Source organism: Metabacillus sediminilitoris, assembly GCF_009720625.1.
In the GTDB taxonomy this organism is placed as follows: domain Bacteria; phylum Bacillota; class Bacilli; order Bacillales; family Bacillaceae; genus Metabacillus; species Metabacillus sediminilitoris.
In genome coordinates, this window is sequence record NZ_CP046266.1 from 1,628,131 (window position 1) to 1,649,245 (window position 21,115).

Annotated in this window: 14 protein-coding genes and 1 pseudogene; 11 read left to right on the top strand and 4 right to left on the bottom strand. The window is 36.8% G+C overall.

The annotated features are described in order from the left end of the window. Positions 1-139 precede the first annotated feature (139 nt). The gene (locus GMB29_RS07905; RefSeq protein WP_136351811.1) at positions 140-1,819 is read left to right on the top strand and encodes a glycerol-3-phosphate dehydrogenase/oxidase; all 1,680 of its coding nucleotides are present in this window, start codon (positions 140-142) and stop codon (positions 1,817-1,819) included. A gap of 286 nt (positions 1,820-2,105) precedes the next feature. Next, positions 2,106-3,275 (top strand): ROK family transcriptional regulator, encoded by a 1,170-nt coding sequence (locus GMB29_RS07910; RefSeq protein ID WP_319941491.1) that lies wholly within the window; start codon positions 2,106-2,108, stop codon positions 3,273-3,275. A gap of 546 nt (positions 3,276-3,821) precedes the next feature. On the opposite strand, the gene GMB29_RS07915 is transcribed toward GMB29_RS07910, so the two are convergent. After that, a complete protein-coding gene (locus tag GMB29_RS07915) occupies positions 3,822-4,073 on the bottom strand; it encodes a site-specific integrase (RefSeq protein WP_136351810.1) in 252 nt (83 codons plus the stop codon). A gap of 1,231 nt (positions 4,074-5,304) precedes the next feature. Between GMB29_RS07915 and GMB29_RS07920 the strand changes: the two genes are divergently transcribed. The 3 genes from GMB29_RS07920 to GMB29_RS07925 all read left to right on the top strand — a co-directional run bounded on the left by GMB29_RS07920 (position 5,305) and on the right by GMB29_RS07925 (position 8,418). Continuing rightward, complete coding sequence (locus GMB29_RS07920; protein ID WP_136351809.1) at positions 5,305-6,603, top strand: Glu/Leu/Phe/Val family dehydrogenase; 1,299 nt, start codon at positions 5,305-5,307, stop codon at positions 6,601-6,603. A 71-nt stretch (positions 6,604-6,674) separates the two neighbouring features. After that, positions 6,675-6,824 carry a hypothetical protein gene (locus tag GMB29_RS26955; RefSeq protein ID WP_168733765.1) on the top strand — a complete coding sequence of 50 codons (150 nt, stop codon included), beginning with the start codon at positions 6,675-6,677 and terminating at the stop codon, positions 6,822-6,824. Positions 6,825-7,437: 613 nt separating this feature from the next. Then, positions 7,438-8,418: a glutaminase gene (locus tag GMB29_RS07925; RefSeq protein WP_406600319.1), complete on the top strand. Its 981-nt coding sequence runs from the start codon at positions 7,438-7,440 to the stop codon at positions 8,416-8,418. A gap of 233 nt (positions 8,419-8,651) precedes the next feature. Here the strand turns inward: GMB29_RS07925 and GMB29_RS07930 are convergent, their stop codons facing one another. Next, the gene (locus GMB29_RS07930) at positions 8,652-10,085 is read right to left on the bottom strand and encodes an alanine/glycine:cation symporter family protein (protein WP_136351807.1); all 1,434 of its coding nucleotides are present in this window, start codon (positions 10,083-10,085) and stop codon (positions 8,652-8,654) included. 1,705 nt (positions 10,086-11,790) lie between these two features. Between GMB29_RS07930 and GMB29_RS07935 the strand changes: the two genes are divergently transcribed. Further along, on the top strand, positions 11,791-12,144 hold the full coding sequence (locus GMB29_RS07935; protein ID WP_136351806.1) for a glycosyl hydrolase-related protein: 354 nt from the start codon (positions 11,791-11,793) through the stop codon (positions 12,142-12,144). A gap of 86 nt (positions 12,145-12,230) precedes the next feature. On the opposite strand, the gene GMB29_RS07940 is transcribed toward GMB29_RS07935, so the two are convergent. Then, entirely contained in the window at positions 12,231-13,625 is a 1,395-nt protein-coding gene (locus GMB29_RS07940) for an amino acid permease (RefSeq protein WP_136351805.1), read from the bottom strand. Positions 13,626-13,939: 314 nt separating this feature from the next. On the opposite strand from GMB29_RS07940, the gene GMB29_RS07945 reads away from it, so the two are divergent. The 4 genes and pseudogenes from GMB29_RS07945 to GMB29_RS07960 all read left to right on the top strand — a co-directional run bounded on the left by GMB29_RS07945 (position 13,940) and on the right by GMB29_RS07960 (position 19,109). After that, on the top strand, positions 13,940-15,163 hold the full coding sequence (locus tag GMB29_RS07945) for a PucR family transcriptional regulator (RefSeq protein WP_136351804.1): 1,224 nt from the start codon (positions 13,940-13,942) through the stop codon (positions 15,161-15,163). Between the two features lie 219 nt (positions 15,164-15,382). Then, on the top strand, positions 15,383-16,516 hold the full coding sequence (gene ald / locus GMB29_RS07950; protein WP_136351803.1) for an alanine dehydrogenase: 1,134 nt from the start codon (positions 15,383-15,385) through the stop codon (positions 16,514-16,516). Between the two features lie 56 nt (positions 16,517-16,572). After that, positions 16,573-17,754, top strand: coding sequence for an alanine racemase (gene alr / locus GMB29_RS07955; RefSeq protein ID WP_196305236.1), 1,182 nt, complete (start codon positions 16,573-16,575; stop codon positions 17,752-17,754). Positions 17,755-18,477: 723 nt separating this feature from the next. After that, positions 18,478-19,109 (top strand): annotated as a pseudogene (locus GMB29_RS07960) (LysE family translocator). Positions 19,110-19,157: 48 nt separating this feature from the next. Here GMB29_RS07960 and GMB29_RS07965 read toward each other — a convergent pair. Further along, a complete protein-coding gene (locus tag GMB29_RS07965) occupies positions 19,158-19,541 on the bottom strand; it encodes a hypothetical protein (RefSeq protein WP_136351802.1) in 384 nt (127 codons plus the stop codon). Between the two features lie 253 nt (positions 19,542-19,794). Between GMB29_RS07965 and GMB29_RS07970 the strand changes: the two genes are divergently transcribed. Beyond that, a complete protein-coding gene (locus tag GMB29_RS07970; protein WP_136351801.1) occupies positions 19,795-21,111 on the top strand; it encodes an ATP-binding protein in 1,317 nt (438 codons plus the stop codon). Positions 21,112-21,115 lie beyond the last annotated feature (4 nt).

The window sequence follows — 21,115 nt, forward strand, 5'->3', positions numbered from 1 at the left end:
TTAATTGAGCTATAAGTTAATAGTCTGGTAGCAGAAATTTGAGAGACCACAAAAACCTTTAATCGTATTTTGATTAATGGATTTTGTGGTCTTTTTTGTATGCAACTAATGAAAAAATAGCAGAATCGGAGTGAGGAAAATGACATTTTCAAGTGAAAATCGAATGAGTATTCTACAGGAAATGGAAAATGAGAAGTATGATGTACTTGTCATTGGAGGCGGTATTACAGGTTGCGGTATTGCCCTAGATGCAACAACTCGAGGGATGAAAACAGCATTGGTGGAAATGCAAGACTTTGCTGCAGGTACATCAAGCCGCTCGACCAAATTAGTTCATGGTGGTTTACGATATTTAAAACAATTTGAAGTAAAAATGGTGGCTGAGGTTGGAAAAGAGAGAGCCATTGTTTATGAAAATGGACCTCATGTAACAACTCCAGAGTGGATGCTGCTGCCGATTTATGAAGATGGCACATTCGGAAAATTCTCTACTTCTATTGGTCTTTTAGTATATGACTTTTTAGCCGGTGTAAAGAGCAATGAACGCCGTTCAATGTTAAGCATTGAAGAAACGTTAAAGCGTGAGCCCTTGCTAAAAAAGGACGGTATAAAAGGCGGCGGCTACTATGTGGAATATAAAACAGATGATGCACGGTTAACAATTGAAGTTGTGAAAGAAGCAGTTAATCAAGGAGCAACGGCGATAAACTACACCAAAGTAGAGGAATTTATCTATGAAAACGGGATTGTAAAAGGTGTAATCGTAGTTGATCAAATAACGAAGAAGTCTTATAAAATTTATGCGAAAAAAATTGTCAATGCAGCCGGTCCCTGGGTAGATACACTTCGTAAAAAGGATCAATCTTTAAAAGGAAAGTCTTTGCAATTAACAAAAGGTATTCACCTTGTCCTTGATCAAAAACGTTTTCCGCTCAAACAAGCTATTTATTTTGATACACCAGATGGCCGAATGGTGTTTGCCATTCCAAGAGACAAAAAAACCTATGTGGGAACAACAGATACAGTCTACAAAGGGGATATTGCGAATCCTAGAATGACTGCAAGTGATCGGAAATATGTCATTGATGCGATCAACTATATGTTCCCTTCATTAAAAATAACCATAAAAGATATTGAATCCAGCTGGACAGGATTGCGCCCATTAATTCATGAAGATGGAAAAGATCCTTCTGAAATATCTCGTAAAGATGAAATATGGACATCGGACTCAGGACTCATCACGATTGCAGGTGGGAAGTTAACAGGCTATCGAAAAATGGCTGAAATCATTGTTGATCTGCTTGCGAAGAAATTTAATGAGGAAGAAAGTAGATCATTCTCAGCTTGCACGACAAAAAAGCTCCCTATATCCGGAGGGGATTTTGGCGGTTCTAAAAAGTTTCCAGCCTTTATAGAAGAAAAGGTGAAGATTGGAACTCACATAGGGCTAACAAGGGAGCAAGCAGAGAAGTTAGTGAAACGGTATGGATCAAATGTTGACAAGGTTTTTCAATATAGCAAGATGCATATGGAGAATTCAGTAAAAAGCCAATTACCACTTTATGTATTTTTACAACTCATGTATTCAATTAAAGAAGAAATGACAACAAAGCCAATCGACTTTTTCTTTCGACGGACAGGAACATTACTCTTTGATATCAATTGGGTTAGAGAATGGAAGGATCACATCGTTACCTTTATGGCATCTGCACTGGAGTGGACGACAGAGCAAAAACATTCCTATCAAGATGAATTAGAAAAACACATACGTGATGCATATACAGTTGTCGATGAGAAAGCAAATGAAAAAATTAGCTAAGTCAATTGCTTTCAGTAAGCCTAGGTAATTGTACAGAATAATGAATCATGTAAGATTACATGTTTTAACAAGATTACTGACATTTTAGCTATGTTAAACATTATTGTTGATTTTGATAAAAATTGGAGCGGACACATCAGACTCCTGCGGGAGAAGCGTGTCAAAGGGAGACCCCGCTAGCGCATCCGAGGAGGCTCCCAGACTGCCCGCGGAAAGCGAACGCCTGCAGCGGAAATCAACAACCAAGTTTAAAAAGATCCTAGATTTTAAAGGTTTTAAGAAGAAGGTGATTTCCATAGAGACATGTGATTCTATTTATATTAAAAAAACAAATAGACGCTTAATAATAAGTAAAATTTTTGAAAAAGGTATGATTTCGAGGGCAGAATTATCAAAAGTCGCGAAATTAACAAAGGCTACCATCTCTTCACAGGTAGCTAATTTATTAGAGGATGGATTACTTGTTGAATCGTATGAAGTGCATAATCATATAGGCAGAAAGCCAATCATGCTTTCGATCAATCAAAAAGCTGGTTATGCATTAGGAATCGATTTAGATTATCAACATATAACCTTTATCATATCCGATTTAATGGGTTCTCCTGTTCTTACAGATCATATGGAAATACTCACCTCTAATTATGATGAAATTGTAGATATTTTAATTAAACGGATAAAGTACTACAAAGATGCATACTCACAAAGCAGTTTTGGGATAGTTGGTGTGGTAATAGGTATACATGGCACTGTTTCGAAGGAAGAAGTTATTAATTTTGTTCCTAGCCATAACTGGAAGAACAAAGACTTAAAAGGTGATATTGAAAAAGAAGTGGACTTACCTATTCAACTTGAGAACAATGCAAATCTTTGTTCATTTGCTGAAAGAGTATTTATGAACCATCAAAGTGATAACGTCTTAAGTATTAGTATGTACTCTGGTATTGGAATAGGCATGATTTTTAAAGGTGAACTCCTTAAAGGTTCCCACGGTTATGCTGGAGAAATGGGACATATGATCATTGTTCCTGATGGAAAGCCTTGTAATTGCGGGAATCTGGGATGTTGGGGGCTATATGCTTCAGAACAGAGTTTCTTTCATCAAGTAAATAAGCATTTTCTAAAAAGAATGACGTATGAAGAAATTCATCAACTTATCATTGTTGAAGATAAAATAATAATGAAGCAATTTGAGGAGTTTATTAAGTACCTTTCAATTGGACTAAATAATATCGTTAACATTCTTAATCCTGAAATATTAGTCTTGAATAGTGAGTTATTGAAGCTATACCCTGATGCAGAGAGTAAAATTAAATCTCACTTAAAATCTTCCGTCAGCCACTATAATGAATTGTTTATTTCCGAATTAGGAAATAAAGCGGCAATAATGGGGGCATGTGCACTTGCCATTAAAAACTTTATGGGTGTATCTGAGTTAAGATTAAGGATTGAAAGATAAATACTAGTAAGGAGAGGTAAGAGCATGTTTTGATGAGGTGTATGCTCAAGACATAACAGGTAATAAGGGTAAGAGTGAAACGATAAAAGTGAGTTCGTTGTTTTTTTTGATGTTGTTGGAATATCCATTTCTTGAGGTAATACTTTTAGGAGTATTACCTCTCGATTATAGTGCCAATCTCTCTTTTTTAAAGACAAAAAAGGCTGTCTACAAACGCTTTACAGATTGTAGATTCTTAACCCCGTTTTTCATTACACTTAATTATTCGAATCTGCATGATTTTACTACATTTACGGAGTTTATCACACACAAATTTCAAATTAAATTTACGAGTAACAGTTTCTCTTTCCTCAATCATTTCTGGACATACACTTATTCAGCATCTGTACCACCGTATTGTTCTTTCCTCACATTTAGATATTCTTTTATATCATCAAACCTCTGAGAATACTTGTACGTTTTCTGTCTTATGACCTTTACGAAAAACTCTAATTTGGTTATATGTAAAATATATATCCCTTATTCTTAAATCTGCAATCTCATTACTCATATTCCGTTACCAAGAAAAATTGATAAAATAGCATACTCTTTCTCTGTATCTCCAAGAAAATAACTCTTTTTATGATCAGATAAACTATGTTTATATTCATTTTTAATAAAATATAAGAAGTGACTTCGTAAATATATGAAATTGGAAAGCTTTCTACTTGTTTCATTTAAGCTTTCTTTTTGCTTAATTACTGGATTTTTCAACATAACATTACGATGAAAAAGAGGTTCCCCTTTATCATTTTTCAAAACATTTCATTCTTTTTGTTTGATTATTAAGGTTTTTCGTTTCGATTTGACCAAAAATTATTCAAAGCTGCTACACTTGCACACTAATTTGATAAACTTCTACAACTTTATTATAAGGAAAGAATAAAAAACATATCAAAAAATGTTGTTGACACTTTATATACTACTTGCCCATTAAACCGTTAATCGTTAATTGGTGAAAGTCTAATCTTAGTAAGTACCAAGACGCTCAGTAGCTTACAGGCAGCTCGTGAAAAAATTCTAAGGTTGTAAGCCCTGTGACAAAGTAGCTCTCTAGTAGAGTGCAAGCAACCTTACAGGTTGGAACATAAAGTTAATCCTGCCGAATCGTCAAAAGAAACCACCTTTGGTGGCTGAGAAGAGGTCGAGCCTTGAGAATATGGGCGAAGACCACGGGAAGCGTGAAGAACTTAGAGGGGTATGGAGGAACGACAACATGTAAGGAAGGTAGTTAACGGAACTGGTGATCCCCTCCTTGTCACTTTCTTACGAAAGTAAAGCAGAAATCTATCTTAGTCCGCAAAGCTTTCTTGAAGAAGAGCTTTGCAGCCTTTTTTTCTCTTGTTTTTATTGAAATACTATGTTTCTAACAGGTCATATTTGCACCAGTACTCGTCTTGAAGCTTTTGCACCCGAACTTAACTGAACCAACCGATATGTATAACAGTCATTTTGTAATTTTTTTGTAGTATTGCGTAGTTTTTAGTTACATTCAGTAGTGCTTATTATAAATTAAAACAACATTTTCATTAGTATAAAAATGAAAACGTTTAAATAGTTTTGTGTATTATGTTTTTTAAGTTTTTAGCAAGTTTGAATTGATTTTCCTGGTATTGTCATTTATTACACTTGGAATGCTAGTTGATCGTTAACTGGAGCAAAATAAGTAAAGGAGCTAAGGGTTCATATTAACTTCTTTACTATCCTGCTGAATTTTTACTCATAGGAGCCTTAAGGGGGGGGGGTATTTCTCAAAGAGGATTACTCTAACATTAGAAAAGCATGGAGTTTAGTAAGAAAATGGAACTGATTAATAAATAGACTGTGAGCGATTATAAGTCGATGCCTAAAGAGAATGATAGAAAGCTTAATTGCGAAGTTAGGCTAAATTGTTAGTTCATCCTCATTATTGCATAGGAAGAAATCAAATTAGATTATGACAAGAAACGTAAAACATTTTTATTAACTTATAACATAAGAGGTGTAAAGAATGAAAACGATACTCCCTGTTAATCGTAATCAAGTACAAAAGCAAGACAGTACGAAAAGTGAAACGTTAGATTTATTAAATTCAACAAAGCTCATTATAAAAGAGGCGGTTCAGAAGTTAGGCTATAACGAAGATATGTACGAGTTATTAAAAGAACCAGTTAGAATCCTAACGGTACGTATCCCAGTTCGAATGGATGACGGTTCCATTAAAGTGTTTACCGGCTATCGTTCTCAACATAACGATGCAGTAGGGCCTACTAAAGGGGGCGTCCGTTTCCATCCTGAAGTAAATGAAGAAGAGGTAAAAGCCTTATCCATTTGGATGAGTTTAAAGTGTGGCATTGCCGATCTTCCTTATGGCGGGGGAAAAGGCGGTATTATTTGCGATCCAAGGAATATGTCGTTTAGGGAGCTGGAGAGGTTAAGTCGCGGATATGTTCGTGCCATCAGCCAAATTGTTGGCCCTACAAAAGATATTCCGGCACCGGATGTGTATACGAATTCTCAAATTATGGCGTGGATGATGGATGAGTACAGCCGTATTCGAGAATTCGATTCTCCTGGATTTATTACGGGTAAACCGATTGTTTTAGGAGGATCACAAGGTCGTGAAACGGCAACAGCACGCGGCGTAACGATTTGCATTGAAGAAGCAGTGAAGAAAAGAGGCATTAACTTACAAGATGCACGCATCGTGATTCAAGGCTTTGGGAATGCAGGAAGTTTTCTGGCGAAATTCATGCATGATGCAGGAGCGAAAGTGATTGGAATTTCAGATGTACATGGAGGTATCTATAATCCAGAAGGTCTTGATATTGATTATTTACTCGACCGTCGTGACAGCTTTGGATCGGTTTCACAGCTGTTCAACAATACAATCTCAAACGAGGAGCTGCTTGAACTTGATTGCGACATTCTTGTACCGGCTGCCATCTCGAACCAGATTACGGCACAAAATGCCCACCGTATAAAAGCATCAATTGTGGTAGAAGCAGCAAATGGGCCAACAACCCTTGAGGCAACTAAAATTTTGGATGAAAGAGGAGTCCTTCTTGTACCAGATATACTGGCAAGTTCAGGTGGTGTCACTGTTTCTTACTTTGAATGGGTTCAAAATAATCAAGGATATTATTGGTCAGAGGAAGAGGTTGCGGAAAAACTGGGAAAAGTAATGGTCGATTCCTTTAAAAATATTTATCAAACATCACAGGCCCATCAAGTTGATATGCGTTTAGCAGCATATATGGTTGGAATAAGAAAAACGGCTGAAGCTTCACGTTTCCGTGGATGGGTATAAAATGTAAAACTCTCTATCAATCTATGGAAAAAAGAGTTAAAACATAATCTTTTAATTGGAGGGAATTCTTCATGTGGATAATCACTGTCCATTCAATGAGCAATATTAAAATGTTTGAATTTTCCACTGAAAAAGAAGCAAAAGAAGTTTTTGAGAGAATTCAAGGTTATAAAATTCTTTCTGAAGTGATTTACTTTCATGATTTTGTTGAGTCATGTTAAGTCTAAACAATTTCGAGCCAACTATCGTTGATTCGGAAGATGATTCTTTTTCAAAAATATAGTAAGGAATGTAGATTATTAGTAAGAGTAAATTCCGATATTTGTAAAAATATAGTGAACAGTTTTACAAAAGTAATAAAATTCCAATTAGATTACTAAGAAACTGGAACGATCATCATCTATCACATAGGAAGAATAGAATTGCGGGGGAAAAGCGGTGAGTAATTACAGCGACTGCCCTCTTAACATTTGTACCACATGATCAGCATAAACGACAAACGAGTGTTCTATAAATTATTCCGGAAACCGAAGAAGAGAGAAAATTACATGAAACCTACCAGAGCGAACAAGAATGCGTAAAGAACGGAAACAAAAAAGCAAAGAGTTGGTCGCATATTTAACGCTTAATTTTCCTTGGGAGCAATATAGCTTATGATTCGTTAGGTTATGGTAGAAATCTATAAATCTAGATATACTACATCTTTTGAACATTACCTATCAATCTATGAGAAAAGGGGATGGCCTTGACATGTTTTCCTGCATTTATTGTCTGATCCCTCTTAAATAAAAATGTATACAGTATAAAATTAGTGAGATGGAGGAATATGGTTATATGATAAAGGAGCATAGCGTTCAGGTTGATAGTCAAAGGAAAGCTTGCTTAGATCAATGGATAACACATTATCGTTCCTACGCTGCTAAAGGCCAAAATGCTACTTATATTCCTGCTTTGGGAAAGGTAAATTCATCGCAATTAGGCATAAGCATAATGGGGACAGATGGAACAATGATAAAGTCAGGAGATTGGGATGTCTGTTTCACCTTACAAAGTATATCAAAAGTAATCAGCTTTATAGCTGCATGTTTAAGTCGAGGTATTTCTTATGTGTTAGAGCGGGTTGATGTGGAACCAACTGGAGATGCCTTTAACTCAATTATTCGTTTAGAGATGCATAAATCAGGAAAGCCGTTTAATCCTATGATTAATGCTGGAGCGATTACGATCGCTTCACTCCTGCCAGGAAAATCGGCACAAACTAAATTAGAATTTCTCTACGTATTAATCGAAAAAATGATAGGGAAACGTCCAACTATCAATGAGGAAGTGTTTCAATCTGAATGGCAAACAGCCCACCGGAATAGAGCTTTAGCTTACTATTTGAAAGAGACCGGTTTTTTAGAATCAGATGTAGAGGAAGCCCTAGAGGTTTACCTGAAACAATGTTCTATAGAAATAAATACAGAGGACATAGCCTTGATTGGGCTGATTCTTGCAAATGATGGATATCATCCTATTCGTAAAGAACAGGTCCTGCCTAAAAAGGTAGCTAGATTAACGAAAGCTTTAATGCTTACTTGTGGAATGTACAATGCGTCTGGCAGATTTGCTGCTTTCATCGGATTGCCAGCGAAAAGTGGAGTGTCCGGAGGAATTATGGCACTCGTCCCATCAAGAGTAAGGAGTGAACGACCATTTCAAAATGGATGCGGTATTGGTATATACGGGCCAGCTATTGATGAATATGGAAACAGTTTACCAGGCGTTATGTTATTGGAACATATAGCAAAAGAATGGGATTTAAGTATTTTCTAAAAAACATCATAGGTGTTTTTATCCCGCTTTAACGGGCAGTAATACCCCCACCTCTAAGCTTAAGTAATACAAGAAGCGAAGGTGGGGGATAACTGCCCGTAAAAGTCCGATAAGTCTCGCTAACCATCAGTGGGGGATAAAGAAAACCCCCACTGATGGAAGTCTCGCTTTATACTAGAACCAACAAAAAGATGTTCAGACCGCATACTGTGTCTGAACATCTTTTTGTATTATTACATAGCTTCCTCCTTTTTTGAAGGTGAAGCAGCTTGAGAGTGCTCCCAGCATTCAATGTTTTCAAGATTTTTAATACTATCTTTATAAAAGACAGGATCTTTACCAGCTTTTTTCTGTTTCATATAATCCGTTAAAGCAGCAAAAGCTACTTTTGATAATAAAAGAATGGCAATTAAGTTCACGAGAACCATGAAGCCCATAAATAAATCAGCCAAATCCCATACAAGTTGAATCTTTGCAACTGAACCAAATATAATCATGGCTATTACGCTTATTCGATATAGGATCATCCATGCTTTACTTTTGTGTAAAAAGCGAACGTTTGTTTCTCCGTAATAATAGTTACCAATTAACGCACCGAATCCAAATAGGAAAATAAAGATGGCAAGGCAGCCTGAAGCCCAGGAACCAACGTGTTCACTTAATGCTGCTTGTGTAAGTGCAATACCATTTAACTCTGGTTGTTTGTAAGCATCCGAAAGTAAAATAATAAATGCTGTGCTTGTACAGATAATCAGTGTATCCGTTAATACGCCAAATGCTTGAATAAGTCCTTGTTTTACCGGATGACTTGTTGTTGCCGTTGCGGCAACGTTTGGCGCACTCCCCATACCAGCTTCATTCGAGAATAAGCCGCGCTTAACTCCATGCATGAGCGCAGCGCCGAGTGAACCGCCTACAGCTTGTTCAAAGCCAAACGCGTTTTTAACAATAAGAGAAAGAACTTCCGGCATTTTTGTTATGTTCGTAGCTATGACAAATAATGCAATACCGATGTATAACACAGCTAAAAGCATAACCTTGTATTCAGCAACTTTTGCAATACTCTTCACACCGCCAAAGATAATTGCAGAGAAAATAAGTGCCATGATAATCCCTAGAGTTAAACGATCTGTACCAAATGCATTCTCAAAAGCAATTGTAACGGTATTTGATTGTACAGAATTGAATACAAGACCGAAAGAAATCGTAATTAAAATGGAGAATAATACTCCCATCCAACGTTTGTTTAATCCTTTTTCCATATAATAGGATGGACCGCCGCGGAAACCGTCTTTATCTTTTACTTTATATACTTGTGCTAACGTACTTTCAATAAAGCTGGATGCTGAGCTAATAATAGAAATAATCCACATCCAGAATACCGCTCCAGGACCGCCTAATGCAATCGCAATCGCAATTCCTGTGATATTACCTGTTCCAACACGAGCCGCCATACCAATGCAGAACGCTTGAAATGGAGAAATGCTGTCTTTAGAACCAGTTTTCCCCTCCATTAAAACACGGACCATTTCCTTTAACATTCGAAACTGTACAAATTTCGATTTAAATGTGAAATAAAGACCGAATGAAACTAGCATAATAATTAATAACTTTGACCAAAGAAAATCATTTGTTAAGCTCACTATACTATGCAGTAATTGTTGCATGTCATCACCTCTGTTAAAGTTTAGTAGTTTATGTTGAAGCAGTTAGATACCAGTTTGAAAATTATGGTTTGAGTCGAAAATACCCCTAGCTCCGGCGGTGGCGCCGCCTATTGCTAGATTTTTAATGTTAGATAATTTTTTCTTTGTTGTTAGTTTGATAATTAGTCATTCCTTCATTACAAGAGTAATTAGCAAAATATGAAACAACGAATTTGTTCAATAGAAAGTTGATTTGGGAATTCCGTGATTTTTTCCATGTTTTTGTGTTAGGTTAACACGGGGTATCATTCTATGTTGTTCTTTTAAGAAACTATTGCAACCGCAACCTGATTTTTTACCACCCCTTTCACGGCCAAATACGTATTTGTTAAAGCAGAAGAAGAATAAATCCCATCAAAATGAAATTCTTGAAAGGGCCCTGATTAACCAGTAGCATGGTTAATGAATTGAGACTACATTTTAAAATCAAAGCCCAACTCAAAGTTCATGTGAGTCATTCATCGAATGCCGTCAAGCTATCCGTAATAGCCTCTGCTAAAAGCTTCATTACAAATAGGTTTAAAAACTCGAAAAATACAAATATCGTTAAGCGCTTTCAAATATCCTCTAACAAAAACGTAGCTTTAATTTATAATAGGGGCTACATAATGATACGGAAAACTACAAAAAAATACAGAAGAATTAAAAGTTCGAAAAAAGAAAAGTACGAAAGTTTTGTGAATTTGGATCAAAAAGGATGGGCGGAAAAATAGATTGTTTGTTGCCATACTTGATATAAAGCCTTTTAAACTAGTAGTATCAGTACGTTATATTCATTTAATTATTTCTGCTTCTGGACTCCCAACTCCCAATGATTTTAAATTATCAGCGTAGTAGAAATAAAACTATATCCTAACTGTATTGTGGCCAAAGAAGGCGAATTAGAAGAGTTATATCAATTCCTCAATGGATTTATCAAGTAAAGATTAAATGGCTTATCAGCAATAAGATAAGCCATTTTCTGTGTGCCAGGCATGTTCATCAACTAGACGGTGAGAGTCCGTTATGGGCGTTGGGATATGCGAACCATTAGTCGAAGGCAAGGGTGTCCATGGTGAAGTGGAATCTGAAGGAAGCCCTAGACAAATCCTCGGTCTGAGGTACACGAATCACATTTGAGGTTCTTACTTTCAGGACGAACCTGCAGAACAAGGTAAAGTCCCAAATATCCCCGGATGAGGTAGGAATAAATGTGGCAGATATATGAGGAGAAAGTGGATGAACTTACCCTGGGAGATCTCTTAGTACCTCGTAAGAAAACCTACTTAGTGATAAGTAGCTGAACTAAGAGAAGTCAGCAGATGTCATAGTATCAGTCCTTTGGACTGAGAAGGACGGAACGAAAGGAGCGACTATGTTAGAGTAATTTACAAGATAACAAGGACACAGCCAATTAAGGACTATTAAAGAGTGAGTATTCGGAAAATATGAGCATCTTTAATAGAGTGGAGTTACTCTTGTACAACCTCAACAACATAGGAACAATTTGAAATTTACTAAAACATTAATTGAAAAGATTTTGGAAAAGGATAATCTAAACCAAGCCTTTGAAAGGGTTAGAAGAAATAAAGGAGCAGCAGGAGTCGATGCGAAAGATATAGAAGCTACTCACCTATATTTAAAGGAAAAGAGGTAAGTTATTACTATTTAAAATCCACAGTTAGCATTGGAGTGGCATCCTACAAGGTCAACGACGGATGCCAATGTAGTCAGACTGGCAAAAGAATATACAACACCTTTACAGACCTATAATAAAATTCCGTACAATGCGATGAAGCTTAATCCATCTGGCATCAAAACACCAGTAAGCTTCAGCTTCTTGGAAGAATCAAGCGATAACGCGGTCTTAGGTACGTTGAAAAAAGCAGAAAAAGCAGAAGGTTTCGTCCTCCGCTTCTTCAATCCGACAGAGGGAGAAGTTCAGAGCCGTTTCACCTTCAACCCCTCAGTGGATCAAGTACAAGAAGTAAACCTAAATGAAAAAGCACTTGCTCCTCTGAAAGTAGAAAACAACCAGTGAAACAAAACCAAGTCAAAACAGTATTATTCTAATAAAAAACGTAAAAACTCCTTTAAAAATAAAGGAGTTTTTACGTTTTTTTCTTCCTATACTGCTTTTCGAGCGCTTCCCTGGTTTCCCTTTTCCTTCTTATGATATCCCTTGCCATAATAGAAGGCTACAAGAATTCCCAGCCATAGTGGTCCGACGATGAGAGCAATTCTTGTATCTGGGAAGTATGCCATTAAACCTACGACTAGAATCAAGAATGCTAATGAGAAATAAGAAGTGAATGGGAATAACGGCATTTTGTATTTTAAGCCCTTTGCTTGTTCTGGTTTCAAGCCCTTACGGTAACGAATTTGTGATAATAAAATCATCGACCACGTCCAAATTGCACCAAACGTCGAAATCGCTGTTACCCAAGTGAATACTTTTGCTGGTACTAAATAGTTAAGCACAACGCCGACTAATAAGGCACCTGCTGTTACTAAAACGGCCTTGCTAGGAACACCATTTTTGTTTAATTGCCCTAATCCCTTTGGTGCCTCACCGTTTTCAGCCAAGTTGAAAAGCATCCGTGCTGTACTAAAAATACCGCCGTTACAAGATGAAAGTGCCGCTGTTAACACAACGAAGTTAATAATTCCCGCTGCCGCAGGGATTCCAAGCTTGTCAAACGTTAATACGAACGGACTTCCTTCTACGCCGACTTCAGTCCAAGGATAGATCGACATGATGACAAATAAAGCCCCAACGTAGAAAATAAGAATCCGCCAGAAAACAGTATCAATGGCGCGGGAAAGTGTTTTTTCAGGGTTCTTAACTTCTCCTGCTGTAATCCCAATCATCTCAATTCCTAAGAACGCAAACATGACCATTTGTAATGACATCAACACCCCGGTAATGCCGTTTGGAAGAAGTCCGCCATGCTCCCAAAGATTGCTGATTCCTGTAGCAATTCCGCCATTACCAATTCCAAAAGCGATCATTCCAATACCACTAACAATCATGAAGATAATAGTAACAATCTTGATTAACGCAAACCAGAATTCAAGTTCTCCATAAGCTTTAACATTTAGAAAGTTGACAGCCGCCATGATCACTAAAGCCGCCAGTGCCCAAATCCATCGCGGTACAACTGGGAACCAATACTCCATGTAGATCCCTGCTGCCGTAATCTCCGCCATACACGTAACAACCCATAAAAACCAATAATTCCATCCTGTTAAGAATCCAGGCAAGGCACCTAAATAATCACGAGCATATTGGCTGAATGATCCGGCAACAGGCTTTTGAATCGCCATCTCACCAAGTGCCCTCATAATAAAGAACATGATCATACCTGCAAATGCATAACCGAGGATGATACCAGGTCCGGCCAGCTTAATAGCAGATGCCGATCCTAGGAACAAACCTACCCCAATCGCTGCTCCTAAAGACATGAGCGTAATGTGTCTTTCTTCTAAACCCCTTTGTAATTGATGCTGATTTTTTTGCATATTCTCCCCCCTAGTTTGGTTGAAAAAGACTATTTCTCTTTTATTAAATAAAAGAGAAAATAGAAAAGCGACAAAAATATTATTCGAATAAAACTTATAGTTCAGTATTTGAATAATATCCCCCTATTCTTTTTAATAAAATGTTAGCGTTTACAATAACTTACAAAAAATAAATGTGAAAACTTTTCGAATTTAATATAACATATTTGTGAACAGATTATATTGTAGTATAAATACAAAAATATTAAAAGTATTTTGTTACCTATAACAAATGTGTTACAAAATGCACAATCTTATTGATAGAGGTGGTATAGATGAAAAACGATCCGTTTCGTGCTAGTTTTGATAGTTTAGAAGAATTGGCGGATATGGTAAGCGAAATGCTAAGATGTCCGATCACGATTGAAGATGCGAATCATCGGCTTCTTGCCTATAGCACACATGATGATCGAACCGATCCGGCAAGAATTGCCACGATTATTGGCCGGCGTGTCCCAGAAAAAGTCATCAATTCCTTATGGAAAGAAGGAGTTATTCCTAAATTGCTAAGCAGCCGGGACCCTGTACGGGTAAAGACCTTGGAGGATATTGGTCTAGGAGACAGGGTAACGGTATCGGTTTGGAAAAATGATGAAGTGCTTGGATTCATTTGGGCATTGGAGATTGACAAGACATTAGGCGACGAAGATATGGCATGTTTAAAACGGGCGGCAGAAGCGACAAAAAATAAACTGATTCAAGTGCAGACCCGTAAAAATAAAAAAGAGGAACAATTTCAAGAGTTTTTCTGGCAGCTGTTAACAAGTCATCTTGTTTCGAATGAAGAAATTATCAACAAATTTCACTCGCTGCAAATCTCTCCTCCTAACCATTTTGCTGTTGCCGTGTTTCAATTTTCGAAAGATTTAACAAGGGATGATGAGAAGCATATCGCTTATCTATTAAAGACCGTACAGCAGCCAAGGATTTTGCTTTATACCATCGACCATCAACACCTTATATTGTTTATTTCAGTTGATGGAATCGGGCAACCTATCAACAAACTAAATATGTTTTGTGAATTGTTTGTGGATAAAATGAAAGAACGATTTGGGATTGAATCTATTGTTCAAGGCTTCGGCAGTGTCTATCGTAATTTATTAAAAGTAGAGAAATCATACAAAGAAGCACGAACCGTATTATCTGTTAAAAGGAAATTTCCCGATGAAGCAAAAGAAATTCATAGCTATCAAAGCCTAGGAATTTATAAGTATATAGATATTTTGATAGAAAAAGCAGAAATGAATCATAATGAAAACTATTCCTTGAAAAAACTTCGGGAATATGATCAAAAAAATAACACCGACCTAGTGGAAACTTTAGAAGTATTCCTAAACAAAGACAGCAATGTTCATGAAGCGTCTAAAGCATTAAATGTTCATACCAATACGTTAACCTATCGACTGAAGCGAATCTCCGAAATCGGTGAAGTGAATTTAAAAGATCCGAACCAAAAGATGACCTTATTTTTAGATCTCAAGCTTGAAAAGTTTTTATAAATCCGAGGGTTTTGAAAATTTCCACAAAAGGAATTTTAATTTTTCAATAGAGTAAACCCTCTCATATTCCTTATTAAATCAAGACTTTGATGGCCTTTTTGTGAAATTTCACAAATGCGGTCATTTTTTTTCTGTAATCCAAACAAAGAAAAATGATTTCGAAAGGATTATTCTAAAAACAGAAAAAATCAAATCAGTCTTCTAAGGGGGATATCAAACATGATTATTGGGGTACCGAAGGAAATTAAAAATAACGAAAACCGTGTGGCACTTACACCAGCAGGGGTTGTTTCATTTGTACAATCAGGACATAAAGTATTAATCGAAAAAGGGGTAGGAATTGGAAGCGGTTTCGCAGATGCCGATTACGCGCAAGCTGGTGCTGGAATCATCGAGTTAGCAGCAGATGTTTGGGCAAGCGCTGAAATGATTATGAAAGTAAAAGAACCGCTTGAAAGTGAATATAAGTACTTCCGACCTGGTTTAGTAGTATTTACTTACCTTCACTTAGCAGCAGAGCCTGCTTTAGCAAAAGCTCTAAAAGACAGCGGTGTGATCGCGATTGCCTACGAAACAGTTTCTGTTAACCGTACACTTCCACTCCTTCAGCCAATGAGCGAAGTAGCCGGCCGCATGTCTGTACAAATCGGCGCACAATTTTTACAAAAAGTAAACGGCGGTATGGGTATCCTGCTTGCAGGTGTTCCAGGGGTAAGCCGTGGTAAAGTAACCATCGTGGGCGGCGGAATCGTCGGAACAAATGCAGCTAAAATGGCAATTGGTTTAGGTGCAGATGTAACGATTATCGACTTAAGTGCAGATCGCCTCCGTTATTTGGACGATATTTTCGGAAACCAAATTAAAACTTTAATGTCTAATCCATACAACATTGCCGAAGCGGTGAAAGAAGCAGACCTTGTCATCGGTGCGGTATTAATTCCTGGAGCCAAAGCTCCTAAGCTTGTAACAGAGGAAATGGTAAAATCCATGAAGCCTGGTTCTGTTATTGTTGACGTAGCCATTGACCAAGGCGGAAGCGTGGAAACAATTGACCATGTTACAACACACGATAATCCAACATTTGTAAAACACGGAGTTGTTCATTACTCTGTTGCCAACATGCCTGGAGCCGTTTCAAGAACATCCACAATGGCGCTTACGAATGTCACAGTTCCATATGGCTTACAAATTGCAAATAAAGGTGTCGTGAAGGCAATCACTGAAAATCCAGCATTAAAGCTTGGTGTCAATGTGGCGAACGGGGAAATTACGTACGAAGCAGTTGCTAAAGACCTTAACTTTGAATATGTACCAGTAGAAAAAGCATTAGAAAAAGAATTAGCAGCCATCTAAACAAACTAGCCCCCTCAAGTTCATTCTTGAGGGTTTTTTCTTAGGGAGGGAGTCAAGTGATTCAACCAAGTTACCGGGATACATGGGCAGAAATTTCAGTAGATGCCATTCAACATAATACTAAGCAATTAAAAAAATACATTGGAGAATCAGTAAATTTAATGGCTGTGGTTAAAGCAGATGGGTACGGGCACGGAGCAGTGCACGTTGCGAAAGCAGCTATCGAAGCAGGCGCTGATTATTTAGCGGTAGCTATTTTGGATGAAGCCATCGAACTGAGAGAGTCTGGGATTACCGAGCCGATTCTTGTAATGGGGTATACCCCGATTCGCTCCATTAGACAGGCAATCATTGCAGGCGTGGATTTAACGGTATTTACGGAGGATGTACTTGACGAGGTTATTTTTCAAGCGGAACATTTGCAAACTACGGTATCCATACATCTTAAAATCGATACCGGAATGACAAGAATAGGCGTTCAAACCGGTGAAGAAGCACTTTCTTTAACCAAAAAAGCAACTGGGTCGCCAAATGTCTTTCTGAAAGGCATCTTTACCCATTTTGCCATCGCCGACAATGAGGATCCATCCTATACGCTTCTGCAATTTGAACGATTTCAATCTGTTTTATCTTTTTTAGAAGATCATCATCTATCCATCCCTTTAAAGCATTGCTGCAATAGTGCGGGGACGATGAACTTTCCGGAGATGCATCTGGATATGGTTCGCGTAGGAATTGCGTTATATGGACTGTATCCTGACGCTTCCCTTAAAAATCATCCAATCTCACTTTGTCAGGCAATGACACTAAAAACGAAAATTGCCGCACTGAAAACAGTGTCTGAAACCCAGCCGATTAGCTATGGATGCACCTACACGCCTTCAAGCGGCAGCGTCATTGCCACACTTCCAATAGGGTATGCTGACGGGCTTTCAAGACTCCTATCAAACCGAGGGCAATTTTTATTACAGGAGCAAAAGGTTCCTGTGGTGGGCAGAGTTTGCATGGACCAAACGATGATTGATGTTTCGAGCGTGTCCGCTTGCCAGCATGGGGATGAAGTGATTATTTTCGGTGGAAATGGAGAGGCTTTTCAATCCGTTGATGAAATCGCTCATATCATGGGGACCATCAACTACGAAGTCGTTTGTTTAATAGGAAAACGGGTCCCTCGTATCTATTTAACTGCAAAAAATAACACACCCGAGAATGAGTTACAAACCTTAGAATTTGCTTAATAAAAACGGCTTTCAATTCCTTCAGGGCAATAGTGATACTGATATTTAGTCATAAAACAATCACCTACCTATTCTTTAATCACATTACTTATTCTTCAAGCCAATTATAAAAAGGAACAGGTTTTGATTGCTGGTTATTTACTTGATTGAGATTATTTTCAAACTCTTGTTGAGTTAAATCATACAATCGCTTACTAGATTTCTTTGGTAACTTAATAGGTATAGAAGTTGGACTCCAATTTACTCGAATTGCTTTTCTGATAAACCCGTCAGGGTTTTTAACTTTTGTAGGTGACTGCTGCATAATAAAGAAGTATAACTAAGTTTAATTCCAACAACGGATAGGATAGATAAAATTTCATCAGTTGGAGAGGTTAGGGTAACGGGGTCTGTGTAGCAATGGAACCAAATCACGCAATAAGCATTAGCGGACATTGTTCGAGGTCAATAATAAGAAGGACCCTCCAATTCAAGAAGGTCTGTTAGATTTTAAATATAAAATACAATAAGTGGTATTAAGACAGTTACTTGTATTTGGCAATTAAAAAATGCTATTAATTGCATATATGTTTTTTGAATGTGAAAAAAGCCAAAAAATATGCATAAAATGAAACTTGCATATTTTCGGCTTATTTATAGTTTGGGTTATTGAAGAAAAGCGCCCTTATGTGGGAATCACATATTCTTCAGAAGACTTATAATAATCAGAAAGGTGATAATAAAATGGAAAACTTTTATCTGTTTGTCGCTATGTGTATTTTTCTAATTATTTTACCAGGTCCAGATACTGCGATTGCTACAAAAAATACTCTCATCGTTGGGAGAAGTGGAGGTCTTAAAACAACTTTTGGTACTTGTTGCGCCCTTCTTATCCATACTTCTGCTGCTGTATTAGGACTTTCAGCAATAATTGTTAAATCAGCGTTATTATTTTCTGTCTTCAAATATATTGGTGCTGTTTACTTAATTTATCTCGGTGCTAAAACATTATGGTCTTTGAGAAAAAAGAAGAAACAGCAAACGTTGAGATGGACACAAAAAACCAGTTTGAAAACACATCTTGTTTTAAACAAGGGTTCCTTTCCAATATCCTTAATCCAAAAGTTGCTGTCTTTTTCTTAACCTTTTTGCCTCAATTCGTGGACTCTGAAAGCAATACCTTTATACCATTTCTTATAATGGGCATCACTTATACTGTATTGACTGCCATATGGTTTTTACTTTATGTCTTTTTAATTAATCAGATTAGTTCTTTTATGAAAAAACCTAAAGCACAAAATATTATTGAAGGAATCACAGGCACTATACTGATAGGTTTTGGTATAAAACTAGCCCTAGAAAAGGCCCATAATTAGGTGATTTATTTATTAGGTAAGACCCTTAATTTTCTTAAATCAAGGGTCTTAATTTTTGCCAGAATATCTTATGAATCTTAAAAAAAAGTATTCTTTTGAATTCTGTTTATCTCCAATACAATTAATTATGCAAAATTCTTCAAATTGTTTTAAAAGGAAACATGTCAAACTATCATTTTTTATTTCATAATAATTGTAATTTCTCCTGAAGAAATCACATATCTCTTTCCATTTAATAATTATTGGTTCACATTGAACTTTTTGTTTTTCAGGAAATAGATTCTTATGTCCTTCTAATTGCTCTTTTAATAGATATGAATTATATCCAATTTTACTTTCTATGAATAAGGATATATTCTCTAATAAAATTGCCCCATCTGGTATATTAAAACTCTTTAATTTACCACTCTTTATTTCATCATTTTCGGCCATACCTATTACTGCTGCAAAGGAGTTATTGTCTTTAACTGTGATGTCAATTGTTGTCTATATTCATAGTTTTTACTTGGTTGAATCTCAATGCCCAGGAATTCTATAAACTCTTCTGTTAAAGATGGAGATGAATGTTGTAAAACATTTAAAAATGCTTTAGTGACAGTTTTATGGATTTCTTATACCCGAAATCATTTTTACGTTGTATTAAGGTCAACGAGGCTGTATACTGATTTTTAGTCAAAATTGGGAGGTGATTATCTTGAATCTCAGTGCTTTAGTAAAAAAAGACATCAATATTCTTGTTCTAATGATAGTAACAGTGCCCTTAGCAGGCGAAATAAAGTCTTTCCCTTTAAATGAGACGTTTCGAATGAGTTTTGGTGCACCAACATTTTTCTTCTTTTTGTTATTGTTGCGGAAAATGCCAGCATTTTTACCAGGTTTTTTGACAGGAACAGTGGTGGTGGAATTTCGTATGCTACTAGATTTCATCATGCAGGAGAATTTTGACTGGACATCCTCTTTCCAGACGCACTTTCCTAGTTTTTTCTTTTATTTCACTTATTCTTTTCTTTTTTATTTAGCGAACATCAACCGTTTTCATCATCAAACTTTGATGATTGGATTTATTGGCTTCATAATTGAAATATTGTCCGACTGTGTGGAATTAATCATTCAATATTTCGTATTAGAAACAACGATTACACTAGCAGCACTGAATGAGATAATCGTCATCGCATTTTCACACAGTTTTATTGTTCTAAGCTTTTTCAATATGATGAAGTTGTATGAATCACAGTCGAGGGAGAGACACATTAGAAAAAAAAATGAACACATGCTCATGCTCATTTCCAATTTATATGAAGAATCAATTCATTTAAAAAAAACGTTGCAAGATGCTGAAAATATAACCAAAAAATCGTATGATCTATACAAAAGCTTAGACAGTTTAGAAAATGAACAAATGAGCTTTCCGGTCGAGGATTTAAGGCGACAAGCATTAAAAATTGCCGGTGAAGTACATGAGGTTAAAAAGGATAACCAGCGTATTTTTGCAGGACTCTCAAAGCTGATTTCCGAAGAAAGTTTTACAGATTATATGTCCGTACATGAACTGGCAAACATCATCGTACGAGCAAACGAGAAATACGCCCGTTTACTAGGGAAAGACATCCAATTTGTGTACACGATTGATGGCATGCATCCCCAATATCATATTTACACCATTCTATCAATCATTAATAATGTCGTTGCAAACGCTGTAGAAGCTATCAAAGATACGGGAACCATCACAATTGACATTAATAAGGAGCATAATTCGGTTGAATTTCGGATAGGAGATAACGGTCCTGGTGTTGCATCGAAGCATAAAGCATTAATTTTCAAGCCTGGGTTTACTTCTAGATATGATCTTGCTGGTAACCCATCGACAGGCATCGGATTATCGTATGTAAAAGAAATTGTCGAACAACTTGAAGGTGATGTTACGGTTCAGGACAGACCGGAAGGAAAAGGATCGATTTTCATAATTCGATTATTGGTTGATCACTTAATTGAGAAGGGGTGATACG

Bases quoted from the DNA above. Each gene is read 5' to 3' on its own strand.
- GMB29_RS07905 (WP_136351811.1), top strand. From the start codon at position 140: ATGACATTTTCAAGTGAAAATCGAATGAGTATTCTACAGGAAATGGAA.
- GMB29_RS07920 (WP_136351809.1), top strand. From the start codon at position 5,305: ATGAAAACGATACTCCCTGTTAATCGTAATCAAGTACAAAAGCAAGAC.
- GMB29_RS26955 (WP_168733765.1), top strand. From the start codon at position 6,675: ATGTGGATAATCACTGTCCATTCAATGAGCAATATTAAAATGTTTGAA.
- GMB29_RS07925 (WP_406600319.1), top strand. From the start codon at position 7,438: ATGATAAAGGAGCATAGCGTTCAGGTTGATAGTCAAAGGAAAGCTTGC.
- GMB29_RS07930 (WP_136351807.1), bottom strand. From the start codon at position 10,085: ATGCAACAATTACTGCATAGTATAGTGAGCTTAACAAATGATTTTCTT.
- GMB29_RS07940 (WP_136351805.1), bottom strand. From the start codon at position 13,625: ATGCAAAAAAATCAGCATCAATTACAAAGGGGTTTAGAAGAAAGACAC.
- GMB29_RS07945 (WP_136351804.1), top strand. From the start codon at position 13,940: ATGAAAAACGATCCGTTTCGTGCTAGTTTTGATAGTTTAGAAGAATTG.
- ald (WP_136351803.1), top strand. From the start codon at position 15,383: ATGATTATTGGGGTACCGAAGGAAATTAAAAATAACGAAAACCGTGTG.
- GMB29_RS07965 (WP_136351802.1), bottom strand. From the start codon at position 19,541: ATGGCCGAAAATGATGAAATAAAGAGTGGTAAATTAAAGAGTTTTAAT.